At 66.0% G+C, this 22969-nt stretch carries 20 protein-coding genes and 1 pseudogene; 10 read left to right on the top strand and 11 right to left on the bottom strand.

Annotated features, from left to right (window positions below; all coding sequences use genetic code 11):
• The first annotated feature begins 25 nt into the window (after positions 1–25).
• Positions 26–1168 (top strand): NDMA-dependent alcohol dehydrogenase, encoded by a 1143-nt coding sequence (locus DB708_RS10870; RefSeq protein ID WP_108922248.1) that lies wholly within the window; start codon positions 26–28, stop codon positions 1166–1168.
• Between the two features lie 22 nt (positions 1169–1190).
• Here the strand turns inward: DB708_RS10870 and DB708_RS10865 are convergent, their stop codons facing one another.
• The gene (locus DB708_RS10865) at positions 1191–1661 is read right to left on the bottom strand and encodes an SRPBCC family protein (protein ID WP_108921940.1); all 471 of its coding nucleotides are present in this window, start codon (positions 1659–1661) and stop codon (positions 1191–1193) included.
• 289 nt (positions 1662–1950) lie between these two features.
• Between DB708_RS10865 and DB708_RS10860 the strand changes: the two are divergent.
• The 3 genes and pseudogenes from DB708_RS10860 (at position 1951) to DB708_RS10850 (ending at position 4065) form a co-directional block, all read left to right on the top strand.
• Positions 1951–2979, top strand: a pseudogene (locus DB708_RS10860) (agmatine deiminase family protein).
• A 446-nt stretch (positions 2980–3425) separates the two neighbouring features.
• Positions 3426–3797, top strand: coding sequence for a nuclear transport factor 2 family protein (locus tag DB708_RS10855; RefSeq protein WP_108921939.1), 372 nt, complete (start codon positions 3426–3428; stop codon positions 3795–3797).
• Between the two features lie 43 nt (positions 3798–3840).
• A complete protein-coding gene (locus DB708_RS10850) occupies positions 3841–4065 on the top strand; it encodes a hypothetical protein (RefSeq protein ID WP_108921938.1) in 225 nt (74 codons plus the stop codon).
• A 139-nt stretch (positions 4066–4204) separates the two neighbouring features.
• On the opposite strand, the gene DB708_RS10845 is transcribed toward DB708_RS10850, so the two are convergent.
• The 3 genes from DB708_RS10845 to DB708_RS10835 form a co-directional block, all read right to left on the bottom strand.
• On the bottom strand, positions 4205–5623 hold the full coding sequence (locus DB708_RS10845) for an amidase (RefSeq protein ID WP_201263488.1): 1419 nt from the start codon (positions 5621–5623) through the stop codon (positions 4205–4207).
• Positions 5624–5934: 311 nt separating this feature from the next.
• Positions 5935–6672: a DUF899 domain-containing protein gene (locus DB708_RS10840; RefSeq protein ID WP_108921937.1), complete on the bottom strand. Its 738-nt coding sequence runs from the start codon at positions 6670–6672 to the stop codon at positions 5935–5937.
• A 41-nt stretch (positions 6673–6713) separates the two neighbouring features.
• Positions 6714–7484 (bottom strand): SDR family NAD(P)-dependent oxidoreductase, encoded by a 771-nt coding sequence (locus tag DB708_RS10835; RefSeq protein ID WP_108921936.1) that lies wholly within the window; start codon positions 7482–7484, stop codon positions 6714–6716.
• Between the two features lie 189 nt (positions 7485–7673).
• Between DB708_RS10835 and DB708_RS10830 the strand changes: the two genes are divergently transcribed.
• Positions 7674–8630: a sigma-70 family RNA polymerase sigma factor gene (locus DB708_RS10830; RefSeq protein ID WP_108921935.1), complete on the top strand. Its 957-nt coding sequence runs from the start codon at positions 7674–7676 to the stop codon at positions 8628–8630.
• A 162-nt stretch (positions 8631–8792) separates the two neighbouring features.
• Complete coding sequence (locus tag DB708_RS10825) at positions 8793–13646, top strand: cation-translocating P-type ATPase (protein ID WP_108921934.1); 4854 nt, start codon at positions 8793–8795, stop codon at positions 13644–13646.
• On the opposite strand, the gene DB708_RS10820 is transcribed toward DB708_RS10825, so the two are convergent.
• From DB708_RS10820 to mrf, 3 genes are all read right to left on the bottom strand, one after another.
• The gene (locus DB708_RS10820; protein WP_108921933.1) at positions 13643–15190 is read right to left on the bottom strand and encodes an AMP-binding protein; all 1548 of its coding nucleotides are present in this window, start codon (positions 15188–15190) and stop codon (positions 13643–13645) included. The two genes, DB708_RS10825 and DB708_RS10820, sit on opposite strands and share 4 nt — an antisense overlap.
• Positions 15187–16077, bottom strand: coding sequence for an SDR family NAD(P)-dependent oxidoreductase (locus DB708_RS10815; RefSeq protein ID WP_235616727.1), 891 nt, complete (start codon positions 16075–16077; stop codon positions 15187–15189). The genes DB708_RS10820 and DB708_RS10815 overlap by 4 nt, the downstream gene beginning before the upstream one ends.
• 153 nt (positions 16078–16230) lie before the next feature.
• Positions 16231–17424 (bottom strand): ribosome hibernation factor-recruiting GTPase MRF, encoded by a 1194-nt coding sequence (gene mrf, locus DB708_RS10810; protein ID WP_108921931.1) that lies wholly within the window; start codon positions 17422–17424, stop codon positions 16231–16233.
• Positions 17425–17542: 118 nt separating this feature from the next.
• On the opposite strand from mrf, the gene rpmB reads away from it, so the two are divergent.
• The 4 genes from rpmB to rpsR are packed head-to-tail and all read left to right on the top strand — an operon-like array spanning position 17543 to position 18506.
• A complete protein-coding gene (rpmB, locus tag DB708_RS10805; RefSeq protein ID WP_108921930.1) occupies positions 17543–17779 on the top strand; it encodes a 50S ribosomal protein L28 in 237 nt (78 codons plus the stop codon).
• Positions 17779–17943 carry a 50S ribosomal protein L33 gene (gene rpmG, locus DB708_RS10800; protein ID WP_036465848.1) on the top strand — a complete coding sequence of 55 codons (165 nt, stop codon included), beginning with the start codon at positions 17779–17781 and terminating at the stop codon, positions 17941–17943. The genes rpmB and rpmG overlap by 1 nt, the downstream gene beginning before the upstream one ends.
• Positions 17943–18248, top strand: coding sequence for a 30S ribosomal protein S14 (gene rpsN, locus DB708_RS10795; protein ID WP_108921929.1), 306 nt, complete (start codon positions 17943–17945; stop codon positions 18246–18248). The genes rpmG and rpsN overlap by 1 nt, the downstream gene beginning before the upstream one ends.
• The gene (gene rpsR, locus DB708_RS10790; protein ID WP_108921928.1) at positions 18249–18506 is read left to right on the top strand and encodes a 30S ribosomal protein S18; all 258 of its coding nucleotides are present in this window, start codon (positions 18249–18251) and stop codon (positions 18504–18506) included.
• On the opposite strand, the gene DB708_RS10785 is transcribed toward rpsR, so the two are convergent.
• The 4 genes from DB708_RS10785 to DB708_RS10770 all read right to left on the bottom strand — a co-directional run bounded on the left by DB708_RS10785 (position 18503) and on the right by DB708_RS10770 (position 22888).
• The gene (locus DB708_RS10785) at positions 18503–19864 is read right to left on the bottom strand and encodes an aldehyde dehydrogenase family protein (RefSeq protein WP_235616743.1); all 1362 of its coding nucleotides are present in this window, start codon (positions 19862–19864) and stop codon (positions 18503–18505) included. The genes rpsR and DB708_RS10785 overlap by 4 nt on opposite strands.
• 10 nt (positions 19865–19874) lie before the next feature.
• Entirely contained in the window at positions 19875–20966 is a 1092-nt protein-coding gene (locus tag DB708_RS10780; RefSeq protein ID WP_108921927.1) for an acyl-CoA synthetase family protein, read from the bottom strand.
• Between the two features lie 116 nt (positions 20967–21082).
• Positions 21083–21856, bottom strand: coding sequence for an SDR family oxidoreductase (locus tag DB708_RS10775; protein ID WP_108921926.1), 774 nt, complete (start codon positions 21854–21856; stop codon positions 21083–21085).
• 93 nt (positions 21857–21949) lie between these two features.
• The gene (locus DB708_RS10770) at positions 21950–22888 is read right to left on the bottom strand and encodes a LysR family transcriptional regulator (protein WP_108921925.1); all 939 of its coding nucleotides are present in this window, start codon (positions 22886–22888) and stop codon (positions 21950–21952) included.
• Between the last annotated feature and the right edge of the window lie 81 nt (positions 22889–22969).

Here is a 22969-nt window from a genome sequence, read left to right as displayed (position 1 = left end):
GATCGCAATGAAGTGTCGTGCCGCTGTGATCCGCGGGGTCGGCCAGGACTGGGAGATCCGCGAGATTGAACTGGATCCGCCCCACAGCGGTGAAGTCCTGGTGCGGATCGCCGTCGCCGGAATCTGCCACTCCGACGACCATCTGTTCACCGGCGACGTGGTGCCGACTCCCGAGGCGGTGGCCGCAAGCGGTCAGCCGGCGCCGGACTGGTTCCCACTGCTTGGCGGTCACGAGGGCGCGGGGGTGGTCGAAGAAGTCGGGCCGGGCGTGACGACGGTGCGGCCGGGCGACCACGTGGCCCTCTCGTTTATTCCGGCGTGCGGCAGTTGCCGGTTTTGCGTGAACGGCCAGAGCTACATCTGCGATATCGGCGCCAGCCTGTTCGTGCGAGAGATGCCCACCGACGGAACCTGCCGCCGGCATCTCGGTGACGAAAACCTATTGGCCTATGGGCAACTCGGCACGTTCGCCGAATATGCGGTGCTGTCGGAAAGGTCGGTCATCAAGATCGACGACGCGATCCCGTTCCACGCCGCCTCGCTCGTCTCGTGCGGGGTCAGCACCGGATGGGGTTCCGCGACGATATCGGCGGGCACCGAACCCGGCGACACCGTCGTCGTCATCGGCGCCGGCGGTGTCGGGATGAACGCCCTGCAAGGAGCGCGGGCCGTCGGCGCAAAATATGTCGTCGCGGTGGATCCGGTTGAGTCCAAGCGAGATTCGGCCAAGATTTTCGGGGCCACGCACACCGCCGCCTCCGCGCAGGAAGCAATACCGCTGGTCACAGAGATCACCGCGGGCCTGATGGCGGACCGCGTGGTCGTGTGTCCCGGCGTGGTGCATGTGGACCTGATTCCTTTGGCGATGACGCTGCTTCGCAAGGGCGGGATCTGCGTGCTCACCGGCATCACCCCGTTCACCGAGCCACCGGTCGGGTTGGTGCTGCAAGAGATGACGCTGTCGGCCAAACAGCTGCGGGGAGCGCTGTACGGCGGGATGAATCCGCGTACCAGCGTGCCGATGCTGTTGTCGATGTATCAGGCCGGCGCGGTGAAACTCGACGAGCTGGTCACCCGCCACTACCAGCTCGACCAAATCAACGAGGCATTCGTCGATCTGCGCGAGGGCCGCAACATTCGCGGAGTCATCGATTTCGCCGGCGTCTAACTAACCCCGGATTCGCAGCGGCTCAGCCGGATTCGAAGTGACTACGAATGCCGGCCAACATTGCGATGTGAGCCTTGACTCCCTTGCTCCTGGTGATCGGGGCCAATAGCCGGGGTGCCGATATCCGGATGTGCTCGGTGATCCGGGTGCCGACTACCGGTTCCCGGATCGGCTCGAAGCTCACCATTCCGCGCAGGCGCACCCCGGGGGACTGATCGGCCTCGGTCAGCACGTAGCCGCTATGGCGAACATGCAGGCATGCCTGGTAGGTGATCTGCATGGTGAACGGTCCCAGCGGAATTCGATCGACCACCCGGTAGCTGTGCCGGTAGCCATCCGAGGTTTCGCTGCGCTCAAGCGACTCCACCGACACGATCAGCGGGTGCACGAGTTTGATGTTGTCCAAATCGACGTAGAAGTCACGCACCGCTTCTAAAGGCGCGGGCACGTCTTCTGACAGCGCGTGTTCGGAGTGCGCGGTCCACAAGCTCATAGCAGAGAACCTAGCCTTGCGACCACGCCGCGCTCGATCGCCTCACCCAACACCTGCCGTCGGTCTGCAAGCTCGAATGAGCCAAAGCTCGAATCCACACCAGCCTCCGCTTGGACAGTCATGGCATCTTGTGATATCACTATCTCATATAAGACATTATCGTCTTAAACGAACAGCATCTGCCTCTGCGCCCGGTATGTCCGACGGCGTTCGAACAGGAACGAGTGGTCTACATCAAAGAGGCAACATGTCGGCGTTTGTTTCCGTCACTTCGAGAGCGAGCAGTGAAATGAACGGCTGGAAAATGCCGGCGGAGTCGGCACCGCAGGACCAGGTTTGGATGGGGTTTCCCAGCAGCAGTCTTGCGCTGGGAATTGATGAACGTGGCCACCACAAGATACGAACCATGTTGGCAGCCGTAGCTCACGCCGTTGCCGAATTCGAACCCGTGACTATGGTGGTGGATCCGAGCCAAATTTCAGCAGCGCAGTCCTACCTTTCGACAGAGATCGACTTAGTTGAGGCACCGCTCAACGCGCCATGGATGCGCGACATCGGGCCAACTTTCGTGCATAACACCGACGGATCTGTGGTAGCGATCGATTGGCTATTCAACGGCTGGGGTACCCAATGGCCACAGCTTATGGCGGACAACGAAGTTGGCTACTTCGTAGCGCAACGCGCCGGGTTACCAGCGATGAGCTCATGGTTGGTGAACGAGGGAGGCGGAATTCAAGTCGACGGCGAAGGTACCGTGTTACTCACCGAGACAGTACAACTCGACCACGCGCGCAACCCAGGCATCACTCGCGCCGATGTTGAGGACGAATTGGCCCGCATGCTCGGAACAACTCACGCGGTTTAGCTGCCACGGGGCCTCACCCGAGACCACAGTGATTTCGGCACGCGAGGGCATGTGGACCTCGTCGCCACAATTACTTCGCCGGGGCGGTTACTACTGCACACCCAGCGCGACGAGGGGCATCCGGACTATCGAGTTTGTCAGGAGATTCGCACGGCACTGGAAGCGAGCCACGACGCTGCCGGAAGGTCATGGGAGATCACTGAGATTCCGGCACCAACGACGCTCAAGGACGCTCAAGGGTTCGTGTGCTACAGCTACATCAATCACCTAGTAGTCAATGGGGGCGTCATCGCGTGCAGTTTTGACGACCCGTCAGACCAGCGGGCAGTAGCGATCCTTGCCGAGCAGTACCCCGGACGAGAGGTCGTAACCGTCGACGCGCGGCTTCTGTTCGAGCGCGGCGGAGGTATCCATTGCCTGACCCAGCACCAGCCGTCGGCTCTGCAAGCTTGAATGAGCCAAGCTCCAGCTCAGCTGCATCGATGAAGTCTCCGACACTACCCGGCTTGACTTTTAATCCTGTCAAGACTCTGAGGGCGCCCGCTGTTCGGAAATTGTGCTCACGCCTTCCGAGTACTTATTACGTCTTCGTGTCATCCCGCCGCATTGTTGAGTGCACTCTTGGCCGCGCATAGAGATACCGCCCGAAGATAATGCAGACTGGTTCCTGGCCGGTAGAAAGCAACAATGGTCCGCTCCCGAAGCGCTTGAAAGACTGGTGGCCGCCTGTGATCCTGTCGCGGATCACTGCATTATTTTCCCGCGGACAGCAAGCCGGCAAATTTCGTACTGATCCGACAGCGCATGTTCGGAGTGCGCGGTCCACTAGCTCACAGCAAAGAACCTAGCCTTGCGACCACGCCGCGCCTACCGTGAACCCAGCAGCGAGCGGAGAAGGCATGGGGACGCAAAGTCAAGTGGTCGAGCGCTACCTGGAATGTCTGGCGGCTCACGACTGGGACGGACTGGCCGACACCATCGCGGAGGAAGGCTTGACCCGGGAGGGACCGTTCTGCGATGTCGTCGAGGGTAAGGCGCACTATGTCGCCTACCTGCGCAAGGTATGCACCAATCTGAAGGGCCATCGACTGCACGTGCAGCGGGTCTCGCACGTGGACTCCCGGGTGTCGTACGCAGAGCTGTCCGAGACGTTCGAGATCGATAGCGTCGCGATCACGTGGCCCGAATGCATCCTCTTCGAACAAGACACCGATGGCCTAATCTCTCGGGTGAGCGTGTTTTTCAAGCAACGGCAGGCCGACACCACATAGCGGTCTATTCCCTCACCCCCGGAATTGACCTACCGTGTCAGGGATGGAGGCAGATGGAACTCCGGAGTCGGTGCCGGTCGAGAAATTGCACTCGGGCGACCCGATCACCGATTGTGGTCAGCGGTACATAGTTCTCGAATCAAAAGCACTCGGCGATAGCTGCATAGTTCTTGAGCTGGAGTCCAGGGTGGACCACCAGCTGCAGGTCATCGAGAAGTCATTCCCGGCCGGCTACCAGGTCGATAGGGCACACCACCGAATTCTGTAAACCGCGCTTTTCGCACTGAATAGTGTGAGCCGGCAGCGCCGCTTCGGCTTAGCCGGAAAGCACGCGGTCCCGGCGGCGGCCACTACAAGTCAGAAGGCCATCTCGGGATCAGCGTGGAAACTCGTTGAGCCACTACAGATTACATATCCCCCTCGGCGACGACCGTAGGCCACCACTCCTCGGAGGTCCACAGGGACAATTCGGCTTCGACGGCGGCGCCTATCCGGAAGACCATTGCATCGTCATACGTCTTGCCGACTAGCTGCACGCCCGTGGGGACCCCGTTCGGCGCGATCCCGGAGGGAATTGCAAGCACGGGTACGCGCCCGATCACGTTGAACGGGACCGTCATAAGGCCGTCGAACATAGCTTTGAAGTCGGCACCGGGATCGTCAGCCGCCGGTCCGAGACCGGCAACCGTGGGACAGAGCAAAGCATCGAATTCGACCAGGATCTCTCCGAGGGGTCGATAGATCGCCACTTCTTCCTCTAACCCCGAGGCGTAGTCGCCAGCCTGTGCGCACACTCGTACGACCTCGCGCGAATAGTCCATCAGAAGCGCCTCGCGCCGAGAATCGTTGTCGACAACGCTCTGGATTGACGCCCCCATCACCGCAGCGTAGTGCGCGATTGCGATCTCTAGGATGTGTTCCCGTCTCCACGGCAGCGTGACTTCTACTACCTCGGCTCCGAGCGCTCGAAGCGCGTCCGCTACCGATGCCGTGTTCACCAGGACCGCATCATCTGGCTGGTAGTCGCCAAGGGTGGGACACAGAGCCACCCGGACACCATCCAGTCGCGCCGCCTTTGCGACGACGGGACTCGCCGGACGAAGTGAGGCCTGATCTTTAACCCAGGGACCCGCGATCACGTTCTGAAGGGCGGCGACGTCCGCGACACTGCGCGCCATGGGCCCGTCGGCACAGTAGGAATCCAGGTTGAACGGCGCCAAACTGGGCACCCGTCCGAACGGCGGCTTAAACCCAATCACCCCGCAGTAAGACGCTGGAATTCGGATTGACCCGCCGATGTCCGAACCGGTGGCAAGGATCGTCGATCCGGCGGCCAAGGCGGCGCCGGACCCGCCCGACGAGCCGCCTGGCGTGACGTGCAGATTCCAAGGATTACGCGTCACGCCCCATAGCTTCGAGTGTGTCACCGCGGTGCAAGAGAATTCCGGCGTCGCGGTACGTCCGTGCACGACCGCACCCGATTCGAAGATCCGATCAATGATCGGATGCGTATGACTCGCCACCATCCCGCGGCCAAGCAAGGAGCCGTACTCAGCCAGTCTCCCCGCGATCGGCTGCTCGTCCTTGAGCATCAAGGGAATCCCCTCGAGCGGCCGCGGCGCTCCACCGCCCCGCCCCCCGAACCGCGCCTCGGACTCGCGCGCCGCCGAGTAGCCCTCCTCGAGGAACTCTTCAGTCACCGCGTTGACGGTTGACTCGGTGAAGCGAGTACGGGCAACAACCGCGTCCAAAAGCTCCACCGGAGACAGTTCCCGGATCTCGAACATCTCACGAGCCCGCTGTGCCGTGAGGCGAAACAACTCCACGTCTTGTCCCCTAAATTCATGTCAAACACCAATATTCCTGCTTGCCGGGTATCGGTGAATCCTGCACGGCCCGAACGGCGTTGGCCGCTGTAGGTCATGTTGTCTGGTGAGTCGGCGCGACCAGCACACACTTTCGCCGGCTATAAATCAATACTTCGCGCGCAGTTGACACCCGACTCTAATTCGTCCGGTCCCGGACATCGCGGCGAACATGTCAACACCTTGACGTCGGAACCGCGCTTTGTCCGGCTCGTCATTCGCGAGCACATTGACTTGTGGCGCTGCAGTTGGTCCCGAATATTCTGTCCCGTTCAGTCGCCGCGCGGCGGCCGCTGGTCATCCGGATCGTTCGGGTCGGGCTCGCCGAACCATCGCGAGGGCTCGTGCTGGCCGTACGCGTCATGCCAGTCCCACCATTCATACGGGGCGGTCTGCGGGTATCCCGGCGGCGAATCCTCCCAGGCTTCTTGGCGCCCCAGTGCCGTCATGTCCAGGAAGCTCCAGGTGTTGCCCAGCACCTCGTCGCCCCGGTTGTTGATGAAGTAGGTGCGGAAAACCCGGTCGCCGTCATGGATGAACGCGTTCGTGCCGTGCCATTCGTGCACGCCGAAGTCGGTGTCGAAGCCGTCGGTGATCGTGTACCAGGGCATCTGCCAGCCCATCCGCGCCTTCAACCGCTCGATGTCGGGCTGTGGCGCACGCGAGGCGAACACCAGCGTGGTGTCGCGGGCATTGAGATGGGCGAGGTTCCCGATGTGGTCGGCGATCATCGAGCAGCCGCGGCAGGCGTGCTGCGGCCAGCCGTGAATGTCGGAGCCGAAGAAGGCACGGTAGACGATCAGCTGGCGCCGGCCTTCGAAGAGTCCAGCCAGGTTCACCGGACCCTCGGGCCCGTCGAATTCATACTGCTTGTCCACGGCCAGCCACGGCATCCGCCGCCGCATGGCCGCCAGTGCATCGTGTGCCCGGAGCACCTCTTTCTCCTTGACCAGCAGTCGCTGTTGTTCGGCCTGCCACTCCTGGGCCGACACGATCGGTGGTGTGTTCATTGCGTTGTCCGCCTTTCGATTTCGCCTGACCTTGGGTGAGTTCAGTTCAGCGCCGACAGACCTGATGCCGTGAGCAGGTAGGCGCCGTGTTGCCCGGGTTCGCCGCCGGCGATCGCCGATACCGACGTGCCGACCTGCTCGACGGTCAGCGCGGGTCCGTTCTGCTCGACGAAGGTGTCGACGTCGACACCCTGGCGCTTGGCGTAGGCCGCCGCGGCTTGGGCGCCGAGCTCGGTGGCGGCCGTCAATCGCGGCAGCAGCGAGACGAAGGTGATTCCCAGGCCGGCTCGGTCCGACTCGCCGGCGGCATAGCTGCCGATGAACCTGACGGTTGCCTTGGCGCCCGCGTAGCCACCGGACAGTGGCGACCCGTTGACCGCCGCGCCGCTGGACATCAGGATCACGGAGCTGCCCGGCGGCAATGGACGCGCCAGCGCGTGCCGGGTCCAGTGAAAAGCTTGCGCGACATCGACATTCCAGTTGGCACTGAAGGTTGCCCAGCTCTGCTCCGGCAACGGGCTCATCCGCGGCGTGGACCCGGCGCACAGCACCAGGGTGCGCGGGGCGTACTTGTCAATGAGCTGGCTCGCGGTGGCCGCATCGGCGACGTCGGCGACCACCGGGATGAAGACGTCGCCGAGCTCCCCGCGGACCTCGTCGAGCAGGGCGGCGCTGCGCGCCACACCGACGACCTCGGCGCCCGCTTCGGCCAATGCGGTCGCGATGGCGCGACCGAAACCGCGGCTGGCCCCCGTCACGATCGCGGTGGTACCGGCAACTCTGCCGGGGTGGGTCTGGTTCGGCGGTTTCATTTCCGTACTCGCTTCCTTGGAGAACTGTGCCGGTGCGAACGCCGGCGTGGGTCGACATCCACCAATTGAGATACGGCGCACCGCCCGAATTCATCGCCGCAAAGCCGATGAATTTCGCCGTCCCGACGTCTCTGTACTGGAGTAGCGTTTCGGGCCACCCGAGACCGAGGCCGAGATGGGAGAGCGATCGTGTCGGCTCAGGAGGATTTCATCGAGCAGGCGGCGCCGTATCGAGGCGAGTTGATCGCGCACTGCTACCGCATGCTCGGCTCGGTGCACGATGCCGAGGACCTCGTCCAGGAGACCTACCTGAGCGGCTGGCGGGGCTACCAGGCATTCGAGGAGCGCGCCGCGCTGCGAACCTGGCTGTACCGAATCGCCACCACGGCGTGCCTGCGTGCGCTGGAGAACCGAGCCCGGCGCGTGCTGCCGGCCGGGTTGGGTGACAGCTCGGTCGATCCGGAGGCCGATCTCGCCGGCGGCGCCGGCGCCCATCAGTGGCTGGAGCCGCTCCCCGACACGCACCTGTTCGCGACCCCGGAAGACACCGTGACGGTGCGGCACAGCGTGCGACTGGCCGTGATGACGGCGATGCAGGAGCTGCCCGCGCGTCAGCGTGCCGTGCTGATTCTGCGTGACGTCGTGCAGTTCAGCGCTGCCGAGGTTGCCGAACTCCTGGAAACCACACCTGCCTCGGTAAACAGCGCCCTACAGCGGGCGCGGGCCCGCCTCGCCGAGGTTTCGCCCACCGACGACGACGTGCTGGAGCCCGACGATGCCAAGCGCCGCGAATTGCTCGACCGTTACTGCGCGGCATTCGAGAACTCCGACATGGCCGCACTCACGGAGCTGCTACAGACGGACGTCAAACTCGAAATGCCGCCGCTTCCCGTATGGTTTACCGGGCGGGACACTGTGATGGAATTCCTTGCTGCACAGGCATTTACGACTGTCGGCGATATTTCCATGGTTCAGACAGCCGCGAATGCCCAACCCGCGGTGGCCGAGTACCGCCGCGCCGACGACGGTGTCTTGCGGGCCCATTCAATTCACGTGATCACCCCGGGCGCCACCGGCGTCGCCGCCATTACCGTCTTCCTCGACCCGGTGTTGTTCGCCACGTTCGATCTGCCGCCCAGCCGGTAAACTGCCCCAAAGGGACGCGATTACACCCGCTGTTCACCCAGTGAATCCCCACCCATCAGAACTGTTGGTGTCGTCGCACGGCCTGCCTTCGAACGCATATGTGGACAGGTCCCCGACACCCCACGATTATTAGCGCGACGAACGTAGCTGAAGGCTGAGTGAATGAAGATTCCGGGTGTAACCAGCGTTGTCGCTGGTGTCACCGGTGGAGCGGCCCAGCTGGTGAAGGCCGGCATGTCCACCGCGGCCGGCGCTGCGGGTGCGGTGCAGCTCCTGGCGAGCCCGGTAGCCGAACTGGCCGGCCCTGTCGTGCAGTCGATGGCGACTTCCACCGGCCGGGCGCTCGGAATCAACACCTCCCCCAACGGCTCCCCCGACCACATCAGGCCGCCGGTGCGCTGGCAGAGCGGGCAGCGGGTACACCTGGACCTCGACCCGTTGCTGCCGTTCTCCCGCTGGTACGAATACGCGGCGGTGGTCGAGGAGCCGGTTCGCCGGATTCCCGGAGTGGCCGAGGCCCACGTCGAGGGCGCCCTGGGCCGGTTGGTCGTCGAACTCTGCGACGACGCGGATAACGAAGTCGTCGTGGACGACGTGCGGACGACGGTTGCGGCCATTGCCGCCGATTTGGCTTCCACGAAGTCGGACGTACCAGTTTCCGCGCCATTCGCCGACCCGGGTAACCCGCTGGCGATTCTGGTGCCGCTGACCGCCGCGGCCATGGACATGGTCGCGGTGACCGCCGCGGTCACCGGCTGGGTGACCCGACTGCCCGCCGCACCGCAAACCACCCGGGCAGCGGCCGCTCTGATTAACCATCAGCCGCGCATGGTGGCGATCCTCGAGTCGCGACTGGGTCGCGTGGGCACCGACGTTGCCCTGGCGGCAGCCACCGCGGCGGCCAACGGGCTGACTCAAGCGCTCGGCACCCCGCTGCTCGACATGACGCAACGGACCCTGCAAATCACCGAGGCGGCCGCGCACCGTCGCGTCTGGCGTGAACGTGAGCCGCAGCTGGCCTCGCCCGAGCGCCCGCAGGCTCCGGTGGTCCCGGTCATCTCGTCGGCCGGAGCCCACTCGCAGGTACCCCGGCACAGCTGGGCTGCCGCAGCCGCGGGCGAAGCCTCACACGTCGTGGTCGGCGGAGCCATCGACGCCGCGATGGACACCGAAAAAGGCTCCATGGCCGGACCAGTAGAGGCCTATGTCAACTCGGCAGCCAACGGCTCGCTGATCGCCGCGGCCAGTGCGTTGGTCGCCGGTGGCGGCACCGAAGACGCGGCCGCCGCGATCGAGGCCGGGGTGCCCAGGGCCGCTCACATGGGCCGCCAGGCGTTCGCCTCGACGCTGGGTCGCGGCCTCGCGAACGGCGGGCAGCTGGTGCTCGACCCGGGCGCGCTGCGCCGCTTGGACCGGGTGCGAGTGGTCGTGATCGACGGCGCCGCGCTGCGCGGTGACCACCGCGCGGTGCTGCAGTCGATCGGCGAGGCACCCGGCTGGGACGACGACCGGGTTTACGAGGTCGCCGACGCCCTGCTGCATGGCGAGGAAGCGCCGGAGCCCGACCACGACGAGTTGCCCGCCACCGGTGCGCATCTGAGATGGGTTCCGGTACAAGGCCCGTCGGCTACCCCCGCGCAGGGCTTGGAAAGTGCCGACCTGGTGGTCGACGGCGAGATCGTCGGCAGGGTCGAAGTCGGCTGGGAAGCCGACCCGTACGCGATCCCGTTGCTGCAGACCGCGAATCGCACCGGAGCCCGAGTGGTGTTGCGTCACGTGGCCGGTACCGAGGACCTCACCGCGAGTGTCGGCGCGACGCACCCGCCCGGTACGCCACTGCTGGGCGTGGTGCGCGAGCTGCGGGCCGATCGCGGACCGGTGCTGCTGATCACCGCGGTGCACCGCGACTTCGCGTCGACCGACACGCTGGCCGCGTTGGCCATCGCAGATATCGGTGTGGCACTTGATGATCCGCGCGCCGCGACGCCGTGGACCGCCGACATCATCACCGGCACCGACTTGGCCGACGCGGTTCGGATCCTGTCCGCGATTCCGGTGGCCCGCTCGGCCAGCGAATCGGCGGTACACCTTGCCCAGGGCGGTACCACGCTGGCCGGGCTGCTGTTGGTCACCGGCAGCGATCAGGAGCGACCCACCAACCCGATGAGCTTCCGCCGCTGGCTCAACCCGGTCAACACCGCCGCGGCCACCGCGATCGTGGCCGGAGCCTTCTCGGCCGGCCGGGTGCTACGCCTTCCCGACCCGACCCCCCAGCCGCTCACCACCTGGCACGCCCTGGATCCCGAGATCGTGTACTCGCGGCTGGCCGGCGGCTCGCGACCGTTGGCGGTGGAGACCCTGACGCCGTCCTGGCGCCGCCGCCTCGATGACCTGTCCTACAGCCCACCGTTCGATGGGCTGCGCGGACCATTGCACACCCTGGCTCGGCTGGCTTCGGCGACCCGGGTCGAGCTCGCCGACCCGCTGACCCCGATTCTGGCCGTCGGCGCGGCCGCGTCGGCCATCGTCGGCAGTAACATCGACGCGCTGCTGGTCGGCGGTGTCATGACTGCCAACGCGATAACCGTTGGGGCACAACGGTTGCGGGCCGAGGCGGCGGCCGCCGAACTTTTCGCCGAGCAGGATCAGCTGGTGCGCCGCGTGGTAGTCCCGGCAGTGGCCACCATGCGACGCCGCCTGGAGGCTGCCCAACACGCCACCCGCACGGTCACGGTGTCCGCCAAGTCGCTGCGGCCCGGCGACGTCATCGACCTGGCCGCACCGGAGGTGGTTCCGGCCGACGCGCGTGTGCTGGTGGCCGAAGACCTGGAGGTCGACGAATCACTGCTCACCGGAGAGTCGCTCCCGGTAGACAAGCAGGTGGAGCCGGTCGCCGTCAACGACCGCGAGCGGGCAAGCATGCTGTTCGAGGGCAGCACGATCATCGCGGGCCGCGCTCGCGCGATCGTCGTGGCTACCGGCGTCAACACCGCTGCGCACCGGGCGATCTCGGCAGTCGCCAACGTCGAAACGGCTGCCGGAGTCCAGGCCCGGCTGCGCGAGCTGACCAGCAAGGTGCTGCCGCTGACCCTGACCGGCGGCGCCGCGGTGACCGCGCTGGCGTTGCTGCGCCGCGCGTCGTTACGTCAGGCCGTCGCCGACGGTGTCGCGATCGCGGTGGCCGCCGTGCCGGAGGGCCTGCCGCTGGTGGCCACGCTGTCCCAGCTGGCCGCCGCCCAGCGCCTGACTGCGCGCGGGGTACTGGTCCGCTCGCCGCGCACCATCGAAGCCCTCGGCCGGGTCGACACCGTATGTTTCGACAAGACAGGAACTCTCACCGAGAACCGGCTGCGTGTGCTGTGCGCCGTGCCGCACGATGCCAAACCGGGCGACCCGTTCCCGGAGGCCGAGGATCCGCGGTCGGCCGCGGTGCTGCGGGCCGCCGCGTGGGCGTCGCCGCAGCCCCAAGAGGGCCAGGGTCATGCGCACGCCACCGACGAGGCGATCATCACCGCAGCGAGTTTCCTTCTCACCAAGAACAATTCGGGTTGGCAGTTGCTCGCCGAGGTGCCGTTCGAGTCCAGCCGTGGCTACGCCGCCGCCATCGGCACGCTGAGCGCGGACGCGGACGCGCCGGTACTGATGCTCAAGGGCGCCCCGGAGGTGGTGCTGCCGCGCTGCCGGTTCGCCGAACCGGAGGCCGACCGTGCACATGCGGAATCGGTGGTTCACAGCCTCGCCGAGCGGGGCTTGCGGGTACTAGCGGTGGCGCGGCGCCCGTGGCCCAACGGCACCTCCCACGACGAGGACACCGACGTCGATGCCGTCGAGGCCACAGCGCAGGACCTCGAGCTGCTGGGCTACGTCGGATTGGCCGACACCGCACGGGCATCGTCGCGTCCGTTGATCGAGGCGTTGGAGGCCGCCGGCCGCGAGGTGGTGCTGATCACCGGCGACCACCCGATCACCGCGCGGGCGATCGCCCGTCAGCTGGGACTGCCGGCGGATGCGCGCGTCATCACCGGCGCCGAGCTTGCCGGTCTCGACGAGGACGCCTGCGCCAAGGTCGTCTCCAACGTCGCGGTCTTCGCTCGCGTCAGCCCGGAGCAGAAGGTGCAGATCGTGGCCGCGCTGCAGCGCTGCGGCCGGGTGACGGCAATGGTCGGTGACGGCGCCAACGACGCCGCCGCGATTCGGATGGCCGACGTGGGCATCGGCGTGAGCGGTCGGGGCTCGTCGGCCGCCCGGGGAGCCGCCGACATCATCTTGACCGACCGCGATCTGTCCGTGCTGCTCGACGCACTGGTCGAGGGCCGCAGCATGTGGGCCGGTGTACGCGATGCCGTCACGATCCTGGTCGGCGGCAACGTGGGCGAGGTGCTGTTCACCATCATCGGGACCGCGTTCGGCCAGGGGCGCGCGCCGGTGGGAACGCGTCAGCTACTGCTGGTGAACCTGCTCACCGACATGTTCCCCGCGCTCGCGGTTGCCGTCACGTCGCAATACGTCGAACCCGACGAAACCCAGTACCAGACCGAAGAGCAGGCCGAAAAGGCCCGTGCCGCACACCGGCTCGCGGTGTTGACCGGGCCCACGCCGTCGCTGGACGCCCCGCTGATGCGCCAGATCGTCACCCGTGGTGTCGTCACCGCCGCCGGCGCGACGGCCGCCTGGGGCATCGGGCGCTACACGCCGGGCAGCGAACGCCGCACAGCGACAATGGGATTGGCGGCGCTGGTGACGACTCAGCTCGCCCAGACCCTGCTGACGCGCCAGCACAGCCCACTCGTGGTGGCGACCGCACTGGGCAGCGCGGGCGTGCTGGTCGGCATCATTCAAACCCCGGTGGTCAGCCAGTTCTTCGGATGCACGCCGCTGGGACCGGTCGCCTGGTCGGGCGTGATGGGGGCGACAGCAGGTGCCACCGCGGTCTCGTGGCTGGCGCCCAACTGGCTGAACAAGACCGTCGGCGTCATCGCGCCCGAAGGCGAACCAGACGATCAGCCGGATGCCTAAGTCGCCAGTTCCCTACGTATGACCTTGCCCGCAGGGTTGCGCGGAATGCTGTCGACGATATGGATATCCCTGGGCTGTTCAAAACGAGAGACCTTGTCCTTCAAGTACTCCCGTAGTGCCGGCACATCGACGTCGCGCTGCCCGCGGGTAACAACGAACGCTGCCAGTCGGCGCCCGAACTGCTCGTCAGGCACCCCGACGACCGCGTTCTCGGCAACGTCAGGATGCTCGGCGAGTGCGTTTTCCAGCGCGCGGGGATACACGTTCTCACCACCCGAGACGATCATGTCGTCCTCGCGACCGACGATGTAGAGCCGGCCCGAGTTGTCCAGATAGCCCATGTCTCCGGTACTGGTGAAGCCGTCGACGACAGCCTTGCCGCCCCCGCCGGTGTAGCCTTCCGAGCCCAGCTCACCGCCGACGAAAATGCGGCCGGTCACCCGCGACCCGACGGGATTGCCGCTTTTGTCGAGAATGCGAACCGGACAGCCGGCGACCGGTCTTCCTACCGTATCCGGGGCGTGACGTAACTCGAAAGGTGTTGCCAGGGAGCCAATTCCGACCTCAGTGGAGCCGTAGAGGTTGTAGAGGATGTCGCCGTAGGAGTCCATGAACCGCCGCGCCAGGCTGGGATCGAGCCGATCGCCACTGGATATGACAACCTGCAGCGACAACGGGTTGCGCGACCGCACCCGCTGCGGCAGATCCAGGATCCGCGCCAGCATGATGGGTACGGCGCTCATCGCATCGGCGCCCTGCAACGACGCCTGTGCGAGTGTTTCTTCGGCGTCGAAGCGGCGGCGGGTCAGCATTGTGGCGCCCAGACTGACGGCGAGCGTCATGATACCGAATCCGAGACCATGGAACATGGGGGTTGCCAAGGCGATTCGCGACCCGCTGCGCAACCCGGTGCGTTCGAGGATGGTCACGCCCGCCCCCAGGCCCGAGCTGATCCGGGGTGTGCGCGGCGCACCCTTGGGGATGCCAGTGGTGCCGGAGGTGAGCAACACGATTCGGCCCGACGATGCAACCTTAGGCCGCGACTTGCCTGGAGATATCTCGGCGCCGGCCGGATCGATGACCCGGACCGACGGGGCGGTTTCGCGGATCTGGGCCGCAAACTCTTTGTCGCAAAACATCGTTATGACCTGGTGCGTGCTCAGCGCGCCGGCGAGGGCATTGGCGCGAAACTCCGTATTCACTAGCACCACATCGGCACCGACCAGCGCTGTGGCGAATACTGAGGCCGCGAAGCCGCGGCCGTTGCGGCACATGATCCCCACCGCCTCGCCCGGCCCCGCACCGGCGTCGACGAGCTCGTGCGCGAGCGCCTCGGTGATGGTCTGCAGCTCGCGGTAGGTCAGCGCTCCGTCGTCGTCGATGATCGCGGTGCGATCCGGCCAGCGAGCGGCCAGCGTGGCGAGATTCGTGCCGCCGCGATACACCTCGCGGATCAGCCGCAGCGCCGCGATCGGTGTGGGCACACTCAGCAACCGCGAGGACACCAACGCGCGGGCGGTCGTGGCGGCCACACCGTCTGTCATCCCTGGTCCTTTCGGCCGCTGGAATCGGCGAAGAAGCGACGATGCCACAACCGGGCCGCCCAATCCGCGGGTCCGGCCAACAGCACCGAGCACAGTTCGGCCGGAAATACCCACGGCGGTTCGTTGGTGCGCGGGCGTTCGATGATCGCCTTGGCGATGGCATCGGCGGCCTCCTGCGCGGACAGCCCGGGAAGGCGGCCCAGGATCGGCGTCGGTGCGATCATCCGGGTTCGGACCAGCGCGAAGTAGACCGACGTGATAGTGACGCCGTCGGCGTGCAGTTCGGGTGCCACGCTGCGCAGCCAGCGATCGAATGCGCCCTTGGACGCCTGGTAGGCGCCCCATTGCGGACCGGGCACCACGCGCACGCCGACACTCGAGACATTCACGATGTGGCCGCCGCCGTTTTCCCGCATGGCCGGCAGCAGTCCCAGCAGCAGCCAGATCGGCCCCAGGTAATTGATGTCGATGGTGCGCTGGAAGTCGTGCGGGCGGTCGTACTGGTGATGAAGCGACCGGCGCAGCGATTTGCCGGCGTTACTGACCACGATGTCGAGCGGGCCGTGGTTCTCGGTGATCTGCTTGGTCAGGACGTGGACGGCAGCCTCGTCGCTCAGATCTGCCGGGTAGGCGACCGCTTGCCCGCCGCCCGCGTTGATCGCCGCGGCGAGGTCGTCGAGCCGTTCCGCCGATCGGGCGACCAGCAGCACCTTCGCACCGGCCGCAGCAAGCCTGCGGGCGGTCGCCTCGCCGATTCCGTACGATGCGCCGGTCACCAGCACCGTCTTGCCCGTAACCGCGGCGCGCAGCTTGTCGGGGTCCGATACCCGCGCCGGGTTGGCCAATCGGTCTGTCGCCGTCTTAAAGGCCTGACCTATCAAATTCACCTTCACACCGCGTTCACCGATAGGCGTGCCGAGTCCTGGTGCAGCGCTGCTTTTCCAACGCTGACTCGTAACCTACAGCTACCAGATCATGCGCACAGCCCGAACCCCTGGTTCTGGCTAAACGCTAATTTGCCGGTGAGACGCGGTGCGACTTCAAGATTCCCGGCGGTCGGAGTCGGATGCGACTTCTTCTGCGGTGCCGGAGATTTCGTCGCAAGGATCCTCGTGCCATTCTCCGAAGGGGTCCGGGTAGCCGCGCCACTCACGCGGGTCCGCCATTTCCGCGTCGGTGAGCAACGCACCGTGCAGGGCGTCGAGAATGTCGGGTGGCTCCCCACCACAGACCAGCACCGTCATCGCGGTGTGCCGGTCGCCGAACCGGTATTCCCACTGCAACTCGGCGAACAGACGCCGTTCCGCGTCGACATTGGCCACCTCACGCGCGGTCATGGCCGCCAGCCACTTTCCGGCGCAAGAGACCCGCATGCCGCCACCGGCCGACTCCAGCCACATGACCTGGTCGGGCCGACTGGCCAGCCACAGCCGCCCGCGGGCGCGCACCACGCCGGTCAACAGCAGATCCACGGTGGCGTGTAAGCGCTCAGGGTGGAACGGGCGGCGGGCGTTGAATTCGACGACTCGCACCGTCCCGTCGGCGCCCAGGGGCGGCCGGCCGGCCAGCAGCCAGCCGTGCGGATGGTCGCTGCGGCCGCGCCGCGAATCCTCTTCCAGGTTCGCCAGCGCTATGTCGACACGGTCGAGACCGACCGTGATCCGCGCCCGCGGAGCAAGCCTGCGCAGCACCGCCAGCGTCAGTGGTTCCGGGCGGGTCAGCACCAGCAGGTCGGCGAACTCGGCCTGGCCGACGACGACCTGGGCCATCGTGCGCCCGTCCGGCAGATCGTCCTCGCCGAGCGCGCGAGTGAGCCAACTGCGGGAGTCGATGCACGTCACCACGCAGGCGATCGCCACATCCAAGGCGGCCGGACCGTCGGGGTAGCCGGGACCGACCCGCACCCGGACGTGGTTGATCGCGACGCAGATGGGTTCGGGTTCCATCCACTGCGACAAGTGCACGACGATGCGTTCGACTCCGCCGTGGTGGGCCAGCTTGCGCAGCAGCAGCAAAAGATCGTTACGGACGGTGCAGGCCACACACCCGTGCGCCAACTCCAGTGCGTCGTGCGCGGTGGTCAATTCGCCCTTGCACAACATGGTCGTCGTCCGCCGCACGACATGGCCGTCGAAGCGGTGCTCGACTACTACGGTTCCGGGACCGCGCAGGAGCGCACCCGTCACCGCATCGGTGTCGCCCTGACCCGCCACCAGCACCACCGGGGTCCGCATCCCAACTCCTTATTGCGAATGATTTTCAATAACGCCTCCGCCACGGTACAGTGCGGGGCGGGGCCTTGTCGAAAATGATTTTCAATAACGGTGGGTCGCCCAGAGGAGGGGAGGCATCATGTCCATGCACTGTCAGGTCACCGGGCGCACAGTGAGTTTCGGTAACTCGGTGTCGCACTCGCATCGCCGAACCCGGAGGCGATGGTCGCCCAACATTCAAACCAAGACGTACTACCTGCCGTCGGAGGGCCGGCGTATCACGCTGCGGGTGAGCGCCAAAGGGATCAAGGTCGTCGATCGCGACGGCATCGAGGCCGTCGTTGCGCGACTGCGCCGGGAAGGGCAGCGGATCTGATGGCGCGCAACGAGATTCGTCCCATCGTCAAGCTGCGCTCCACCGCGGGTACCGGCTACACCTACATCACCCGCAAGAACCGGCGCAACGACCCGGACCGACTCACGCTGCGCAAGTACGACCCGGTGGTCCGCCGCCATGTCGAATTCCGGGAAGAACGCTGATGGCCAAGAAATCCAAGATCGTCAAAAACGAGCAGCGCCGCGCGATCGTCGCACGCTACGCGGAACGCCGGGCCATCCTCAAAGAGATCATCCGATCTCCGGCGAGCACTGCCGAACAACGGCTGACCGCACAGCAGGCGCTGGCTCGCCAGCCTCGCGACGCCAGCGCGGTGCGGGTACGCAACCGCGACTCGGTCGACGGTCGTCCGCGCGGGCACCTGCGCAAGTTCGGGTTGTCCCGGGTGCGGATGCGCGAGCTGGCGCATGAAGGGCAACTTCCCGGCGTCCGAAAGGCGAGTTGGTAGATGGCCGGCAAGTCCAAACAGCAGACCCGCCCGAGCCGGACCCAGCCGTTCGAGAAAAGGAAGAACCTGCTGAGCACCCTCGGGATCAAGCACGTTGACTACAAAGACATCACGACGTTGCGGATGTTCATCTCCGAGCGCGGCCGAATCCGCTCGCGCCGCGTCACCGGCCTGACGGTTCAGCAGCAACGGCAGGTAGCCACCGCGATCAGGAATGCCCGCGAGATGGCGCTGCTGCCCTACGTCAACGCCCGCTAGTCCCGCATGAAACCCTTGTTGCGCATCAGTACGTCGGCCAGGAACCCGTCGTGCGGGATTTCGGGAGCGTGCAAGAACGTCGGGTGGTTTCCGCGGTAGACATTGCTGATGGTCGGTTCGGCGAGCAAGCCGTCGATCAAGTCGTCGTCACCGGTGATCGCGTTGACTACCAAGGACTGTCGCAGCGGGCCCAGGCCGGCGTCGCGCGGCCACGGCGCCACCCACACACAGGGGAACGGCAGTTCGATGTTGAGCTTGTCGACGTCGGGTTCGGCCAGCAGATGGACGGCCGGACGCAGCGCGGCGTAGCCGTCGCCCAGCGTGGCGACGACCTGATCTGCGCCCAGCAGCGCGGTGGTGCCCGCCGCCTTAGTCGCCAGGTAGTCCGCCAGCGCTTGCGCCCTAGCGACGGGCTGGGTCGGCAGGGTCGCCCGCTCATCCTCGGTGGGCAACGGCTCGATCGTCGCCAACCGTTCGGCGATCGCCGCCGCCAGCGGGGCCGGGTCGCCCTCCAACAGCACCGCGGTGGTGTTGACACACGCCATGCCACCCAGGTTGGCGATCGAGTCGACGATCAGGTCCAGGTAATCGCGCCAGTCCCGGTCGGCGGTGATCAGGATCTTCGCGCGACCCGGTCCGTTCACGATCACCGCCGGATCGACGGCGTATTTGTCCACAACATCCTGGCCGCCGTACACCATGGCGAGATCGGCGCAGCGAATGATCTCGTCTGCTCCCCCATGATCGGTGGGCAGAAAGACCACGTCTTCGGGTCGAAAGCCGGCCTGGCGCAACGCGTTAACCAGTCGATGGCCGGTGAGGGGTTCGCGCCGCGACGGGCGCACCGCGACCCGGTAGCCCAGCGCCAGCGCCTGGGGCCACAGGCCGTGTACGCCCGGGCCGTTTCCCGCGGCGTGCACGGCGAACACCTCGCCGCGACGCGTCCAGACCGCGCTGCCGCGGCGGGTGCGGTCCTCGCGCCAGTCGCGCGCCGCGCCAATCGGTCGCGCCGGGCACACCGCGTCGCATGCGTGGGCAACGGCGTCGGCCACACCCAGGGCTCCGGCACGGGTGACCGCGATCGGAACTCCCGAAATCCGGCTGGCCAGTTCGACATATGCGGCAAAGTCCAGGCCGCCGATGACGGCGGTCGAGAAGTTGTCGGCCGCGCCGGCCAAAGCCTTTTCACGCTGCGCAACCGGCAGCGGCGCGACCTTGCGCTGCGCGCTGACGGTGCGCGACACATACAGCGGCGGAACAAGACTCAGCTCGGCGACGGGCATCCCGGCTGTGCTGGTGACAATCTCACGGTTGCGCGTCCGATACTCGCCGCTGGGTCCGAGCGCGTCGATCAGCACGCTGGTCACGTCAGTACACGCCCTCGATCACGGCCTCGCCTTCGAAGGTGGCGACCGGCCGTACCGCACAGACCGAATCGCTGAGTTGTCCTGCGGGCCCGGCTATCCGGATCGCCATATCGCGTTCTAGGTTGTTCGGCAGGAACATGCCCTTGCTGATGTGGTTCATCACCACCTGGCCGAGCTGCCCGTAGGGTACTTGCTCTCCGGTGTCGGGGTCGATCACCCAGAACACCACATACGGTGTTCGCGGGTCGAAAACGAATGCGTCGCCATCGATTCGGGTGACAGCCTGCGAGAGAATCATCGTGCTGCCGAAGGCCATCGTGATCGTCGTATCGGGGAAGATGTCGCGCAGCAGGTCAAGCGTGTCGGCGTCCACGTGCGCACCGCTGAGCAACAGGTAGCGGATCTTGGCATTCACCAAATCCACCAGATCGTCGTTGCGGGCGATCGCCTCGAGCAACGGCGGGGTGGCATGCAGATTCGCGACGTTCTGCGTCCGCAGAACGTGTACCGCCTGCTCGAGGACGTGGTCGAGGTAGGCCGCCACTTCCCCGGCGGCGTCACGCGCGGCGATCTTCTTCACCCAGCGCGGATCGAGGTCGATCGCGTGAAATGCCGAGCCCAGCCGCTCGGCGACCAGCCGCGAGAAGTAGCCCACGCCGTGCGGACCGCTCGGCATCAGGCACAGGAAGCCCCGGCCACGCTGGAAGCCGCCGGTGGCGAAGTCGTCGGTTTGCCATTCGACGACTTGCGCGACCCAATCCGGAAGCTGCGCAGTACGTTTCGGAGCGCCGGTGGTACCTCCGGACTCGAATACCTGCGGTACCGGTGGCGGTGAGCCGTATCCGCGCGGGATCAGATCCTCGACCGGCACATTACGCAGCTCGCTGAGCAGATTAGGAAACAACCGCAGATCGGTGAAGGTCTTGACATCGGTCAACGGGTCGAAATCCAGCGTCCCGGCGGTCCGCAGCCAGAAGGCGGATCCGGTGTCGGCACCGAAGTGCCAGGCGATCGCCGCGCGCAAAAAGGCCTCGGGGTCTTCGACCGGTGCCGATCTCGGGACGTCCAACAACGAAAAGTCGACATCGTCCATGCCATCGATCCTGTCGCATGCCGGTCGGGCCCGCCACACAGGCTCAGCCCGCACCGGGCATACAACGACTGAACGTTAGCCCATGCTGCAGCGAATTCTGTGTGACAGCGGGGTTTTCAGCTGTCCCGGCTACGCAGCCAGGCCGTGATCGCCTCATTGAAGGCGGGGTAGATGTCGTGATAGGTGCCGTCGCGCTCGGCGTATCGGAAAGCCTTGACGCGTTCCACCACGATTTCGTCGGCGTCGGGCTGCGACTGCAACAAGGCCATCGTCTCGGCGATGTAGTCATCCAGCGGCATTGCCCGCGGATCGAATCCGCGCTCGCCCTGCAACCCGGTCTGCACATGCGGCGGAATAACTTCGATGACCTGGACCGCGGTGTCGCGAAGCTGGAAGCGCAGCGACTCGGTGTAGGAGTGCAGCGCTGCTTTGGTGGCGCAATAGGTCGGCGTAAGGGCGCTCGGCATGAACCCCAGGCCCGACGTCACGTTGAGGATCGCCGCGCGCGGCTTGCGTAACAGCGCCGGGAGCAACGTCGACATCAGCCGGATCGGGCCCATCAGGTTGATCGCGATGCTCTGCTCGGCCAGACCAACGTTACTGGCGGTGAGGTCCTCGACGCGCTGTGTCCCGGCGTTGTTGACCAGGACGTTGAATTCCGGATAGCGGTCGGTCAGCTCGACGGCGAACCGCCTGACGTCGGCCGCGTCGGATTGATCCAGTGACATGCACTCGATGCCGGGGTTGGCCGCCACGACGGCCTGCAGCAGCTCACGACGGCGGCCCGCGATCACTACCTGGTTGCCGAGTCGGTGCAACGACTCGGCCAAGCCGCGGCCGATGCCGCTGCCGCCGCCAGTGACCAGCACGGTATTACCCGTCATTTGCATCGCTTGTGCTCCTCACGCTCGGGCTGACGTAGCGGGATGCCCCAATCTACTGTGGGCCAGCCCACAGTTTTCGCCCCAGGCGCCTTCTGACGGTCAGGAATCGGCGTTGGACTTCGCCGCGGTCCGCCGGCGCGAAGCCGGACCCGCTACGTCGCGCACGATCCCGCGAAGCCAGCTGTGGGCGGGATCGGAGTCGAGGCGTGGATGCCAGACCGTGTAGAACTGCACGTCACCCAGCTCGCGGGGGGCGTGCAGTACCCGAACGCGGCTCGAATCGGCAAACTGCGAGACCAGCCGGGCCGGAACCGTCAGGACCAGATCGGTGCCGGGCAGAATGCTGGACCCCACCACGTGGTACGGCAGGACGACAGCGACGCGACGGGTGGCGCCGCGCGATTCGAGCGCCAGGTCCACCCACGGCCGGCCGACGTCGATGCTCAAGTGCGGCCAGCGCAGGTACTGCGACAGCGACACCGAGGTGCGCGCGGTAAGCGGGTGTTCGGCGGCCACCACGCAGACGAACCGATCGGTGAACAGGTGCTGGCTGCTGTACCGCTCGGGTGCCGCGCGGCCGTAGATCGCCAGGTCGAGCGTCCCGGCATCCAATTTGTCGAACACGCGCGCGTCGAGGGCCTCACAGATGACCGTCGAATTCGGCGATTGCCTCAGGATCCGCCGGACCAGCGCGGGGCCGAACGCCGCGACGGTGTAGTCGCTGACGGCGAGGCGAAACGACTGCGGGGTCGTGGCGGGATCGAACGTCTCGTTGGCGAACAGCTGATCCAATTCGGTTACCACGGTGGCTAATTGGTCCCTGATGCGCTCAGCGCGCGGCGTCAGGGAGTAGCCGTCGGGGCCCCGAACCAGCAGCTCGTCGCCAAAGTGCCGGCGCAACCGCTGCAGGGCTCGGCTCATCGCGGGCTGACTGAGCGCAAGGCGGTCGGCGGCACGCGACACATGGCGCTCCTCGAGCAACGCCACCAGCGGCGGCAACAGATTCAGATCGACTCGATCGATATGCGTCGTAAGCATGACTGCAATACTAAATATTCATTTTACAAATAGGTGCTTCGGGGCGCAGAGTCGAAGGGAGAAAGTGCAGACGACAGTGAG

It is taken from the genome of Mycobacterium montefiorense (assembly GCF_003112775.1).
GTDB classification, from domain to species: Bacteria; Actinomycetota; Actinomycetes; order Mycobacteriales; family Mycobacteriaceae; genus Mycobacterium; species Mycobacterium montefiorense.
This window is presented reverse-complemented; position numbering and strand designations above follow the sequence as displayed.

What these genes read in the sequence shown, in the direction of transcription:
- rpmB (WP_108921930.1), top strand. Translation starts at nt 17,543, where the DNA reads ATGTCCATGCACTGTCAGGTCACCGGGCGCACAGTGAGTTTCGGTAAC.
- DB708_RS10835 (WP_108921936.1), bottom strand. Translation starts at nt 7,484, where the DNA reads ATGAAACCGCCGAACCAGACCCACCCCGGCAGAGTTGCCGGTACCACC.
- rpmG (WP_036465848.1), top strand. Translation starts at nt 17,779, where the DNA reads ATGGCGCGCAACGAGATTCGTCCCATCGTCAAGCTGCGCTCCACCGCG.
- DB708_RS10850 (WP_108921938.1), top strand. Translation starts at nt 3,841, where the DNA reads ATGGAGGCAGATGGAACTCCGGAGTCGGTGCCGGTCGAGAAATTGCAC.
- DB708_RS10865 (WP_108921940.1), bottom strand. Translation starts at nt 1,661, where the DNA reads ATGAGCTTGTGGACCGCGCACTCCGAACACGCGCTGTCAGAAGACGTG.
- DB708_RS10770 (WP_108921925.1), bottom strand. Translation starts at nt 22,888, where the DNA reads ATGCTTACGACGCATATCGATCGAGTCGATCTGAATCTGTTGCCGCCG.
- rpsN (WP_108921929.1), top strand. Translation starts at nt 17,943, where the DNA reads ATGGCCAAGAAATCCAAGATCGTCAAAAACGAGCAGCGCCGCGCGATC.
- DB708_RS10820 (WP_108921933.1), bottom strand. Translation starts at nt 15,190, where the DNA reads ATGACAGACGGTGTGGCCGCCACGACCGCCCGCGCGTTGGTGTCCTCG.
- mrf (WP_108921931.1), bottom strand. Translation starts at nt 17,424, where the DNA reads ATGCGGACCCCGGTGGTGCTGGTGGCGGGTCAGGGCGACACCGATGCG.
- DB708_RS10780 (WP_108921927.1), bottom strand. Translation starts at nt 20,966, where the DNA reads ATGGACGATGTCGACTTTTCGTTGTTGGACGTCCCGAGATCGGCACCG.
- DB708_RS10775 (WP_108921926.1), bottom strand. Translation starts at nt 21,856, where the DNA reads ATGCAAATGACGGGTAATACCGTGCTGGTCACTGGCGGCGGCAGCGGC.
- DB708_RS10825 (WP_108921934.1), top strand. Translation starts at nt 8,793, where the DNA reads ATGAAGATTCCGGGTGTAACCAGCGTTGTCGCTGGTGTCACCGGTGGA.
- DB708_RS10855 (WP_108921939.1), top strand. Translation starts at nt 3,426, where the DNA reads ATGGGGACGCAAAGTCAAGTGGTCGAGCGCTACCTGGAATGTCTGGCG.
- DB708_RS10840 (WP_108921937.1), bottom strand. Translation starts at nt 6,672, where the DNA reads ATGAACACACCACCGATCGTGTCGGCCCAGGAGTGGCAGGCCGAACAA.
- rpsR (WP_108921928.1), top strand. Translation starts at nt 18,249, where the DNA reads ATGGCCGGCAAGTCCAAACAGCAGACCCGCCCGAGCCGGACCCAGCCG.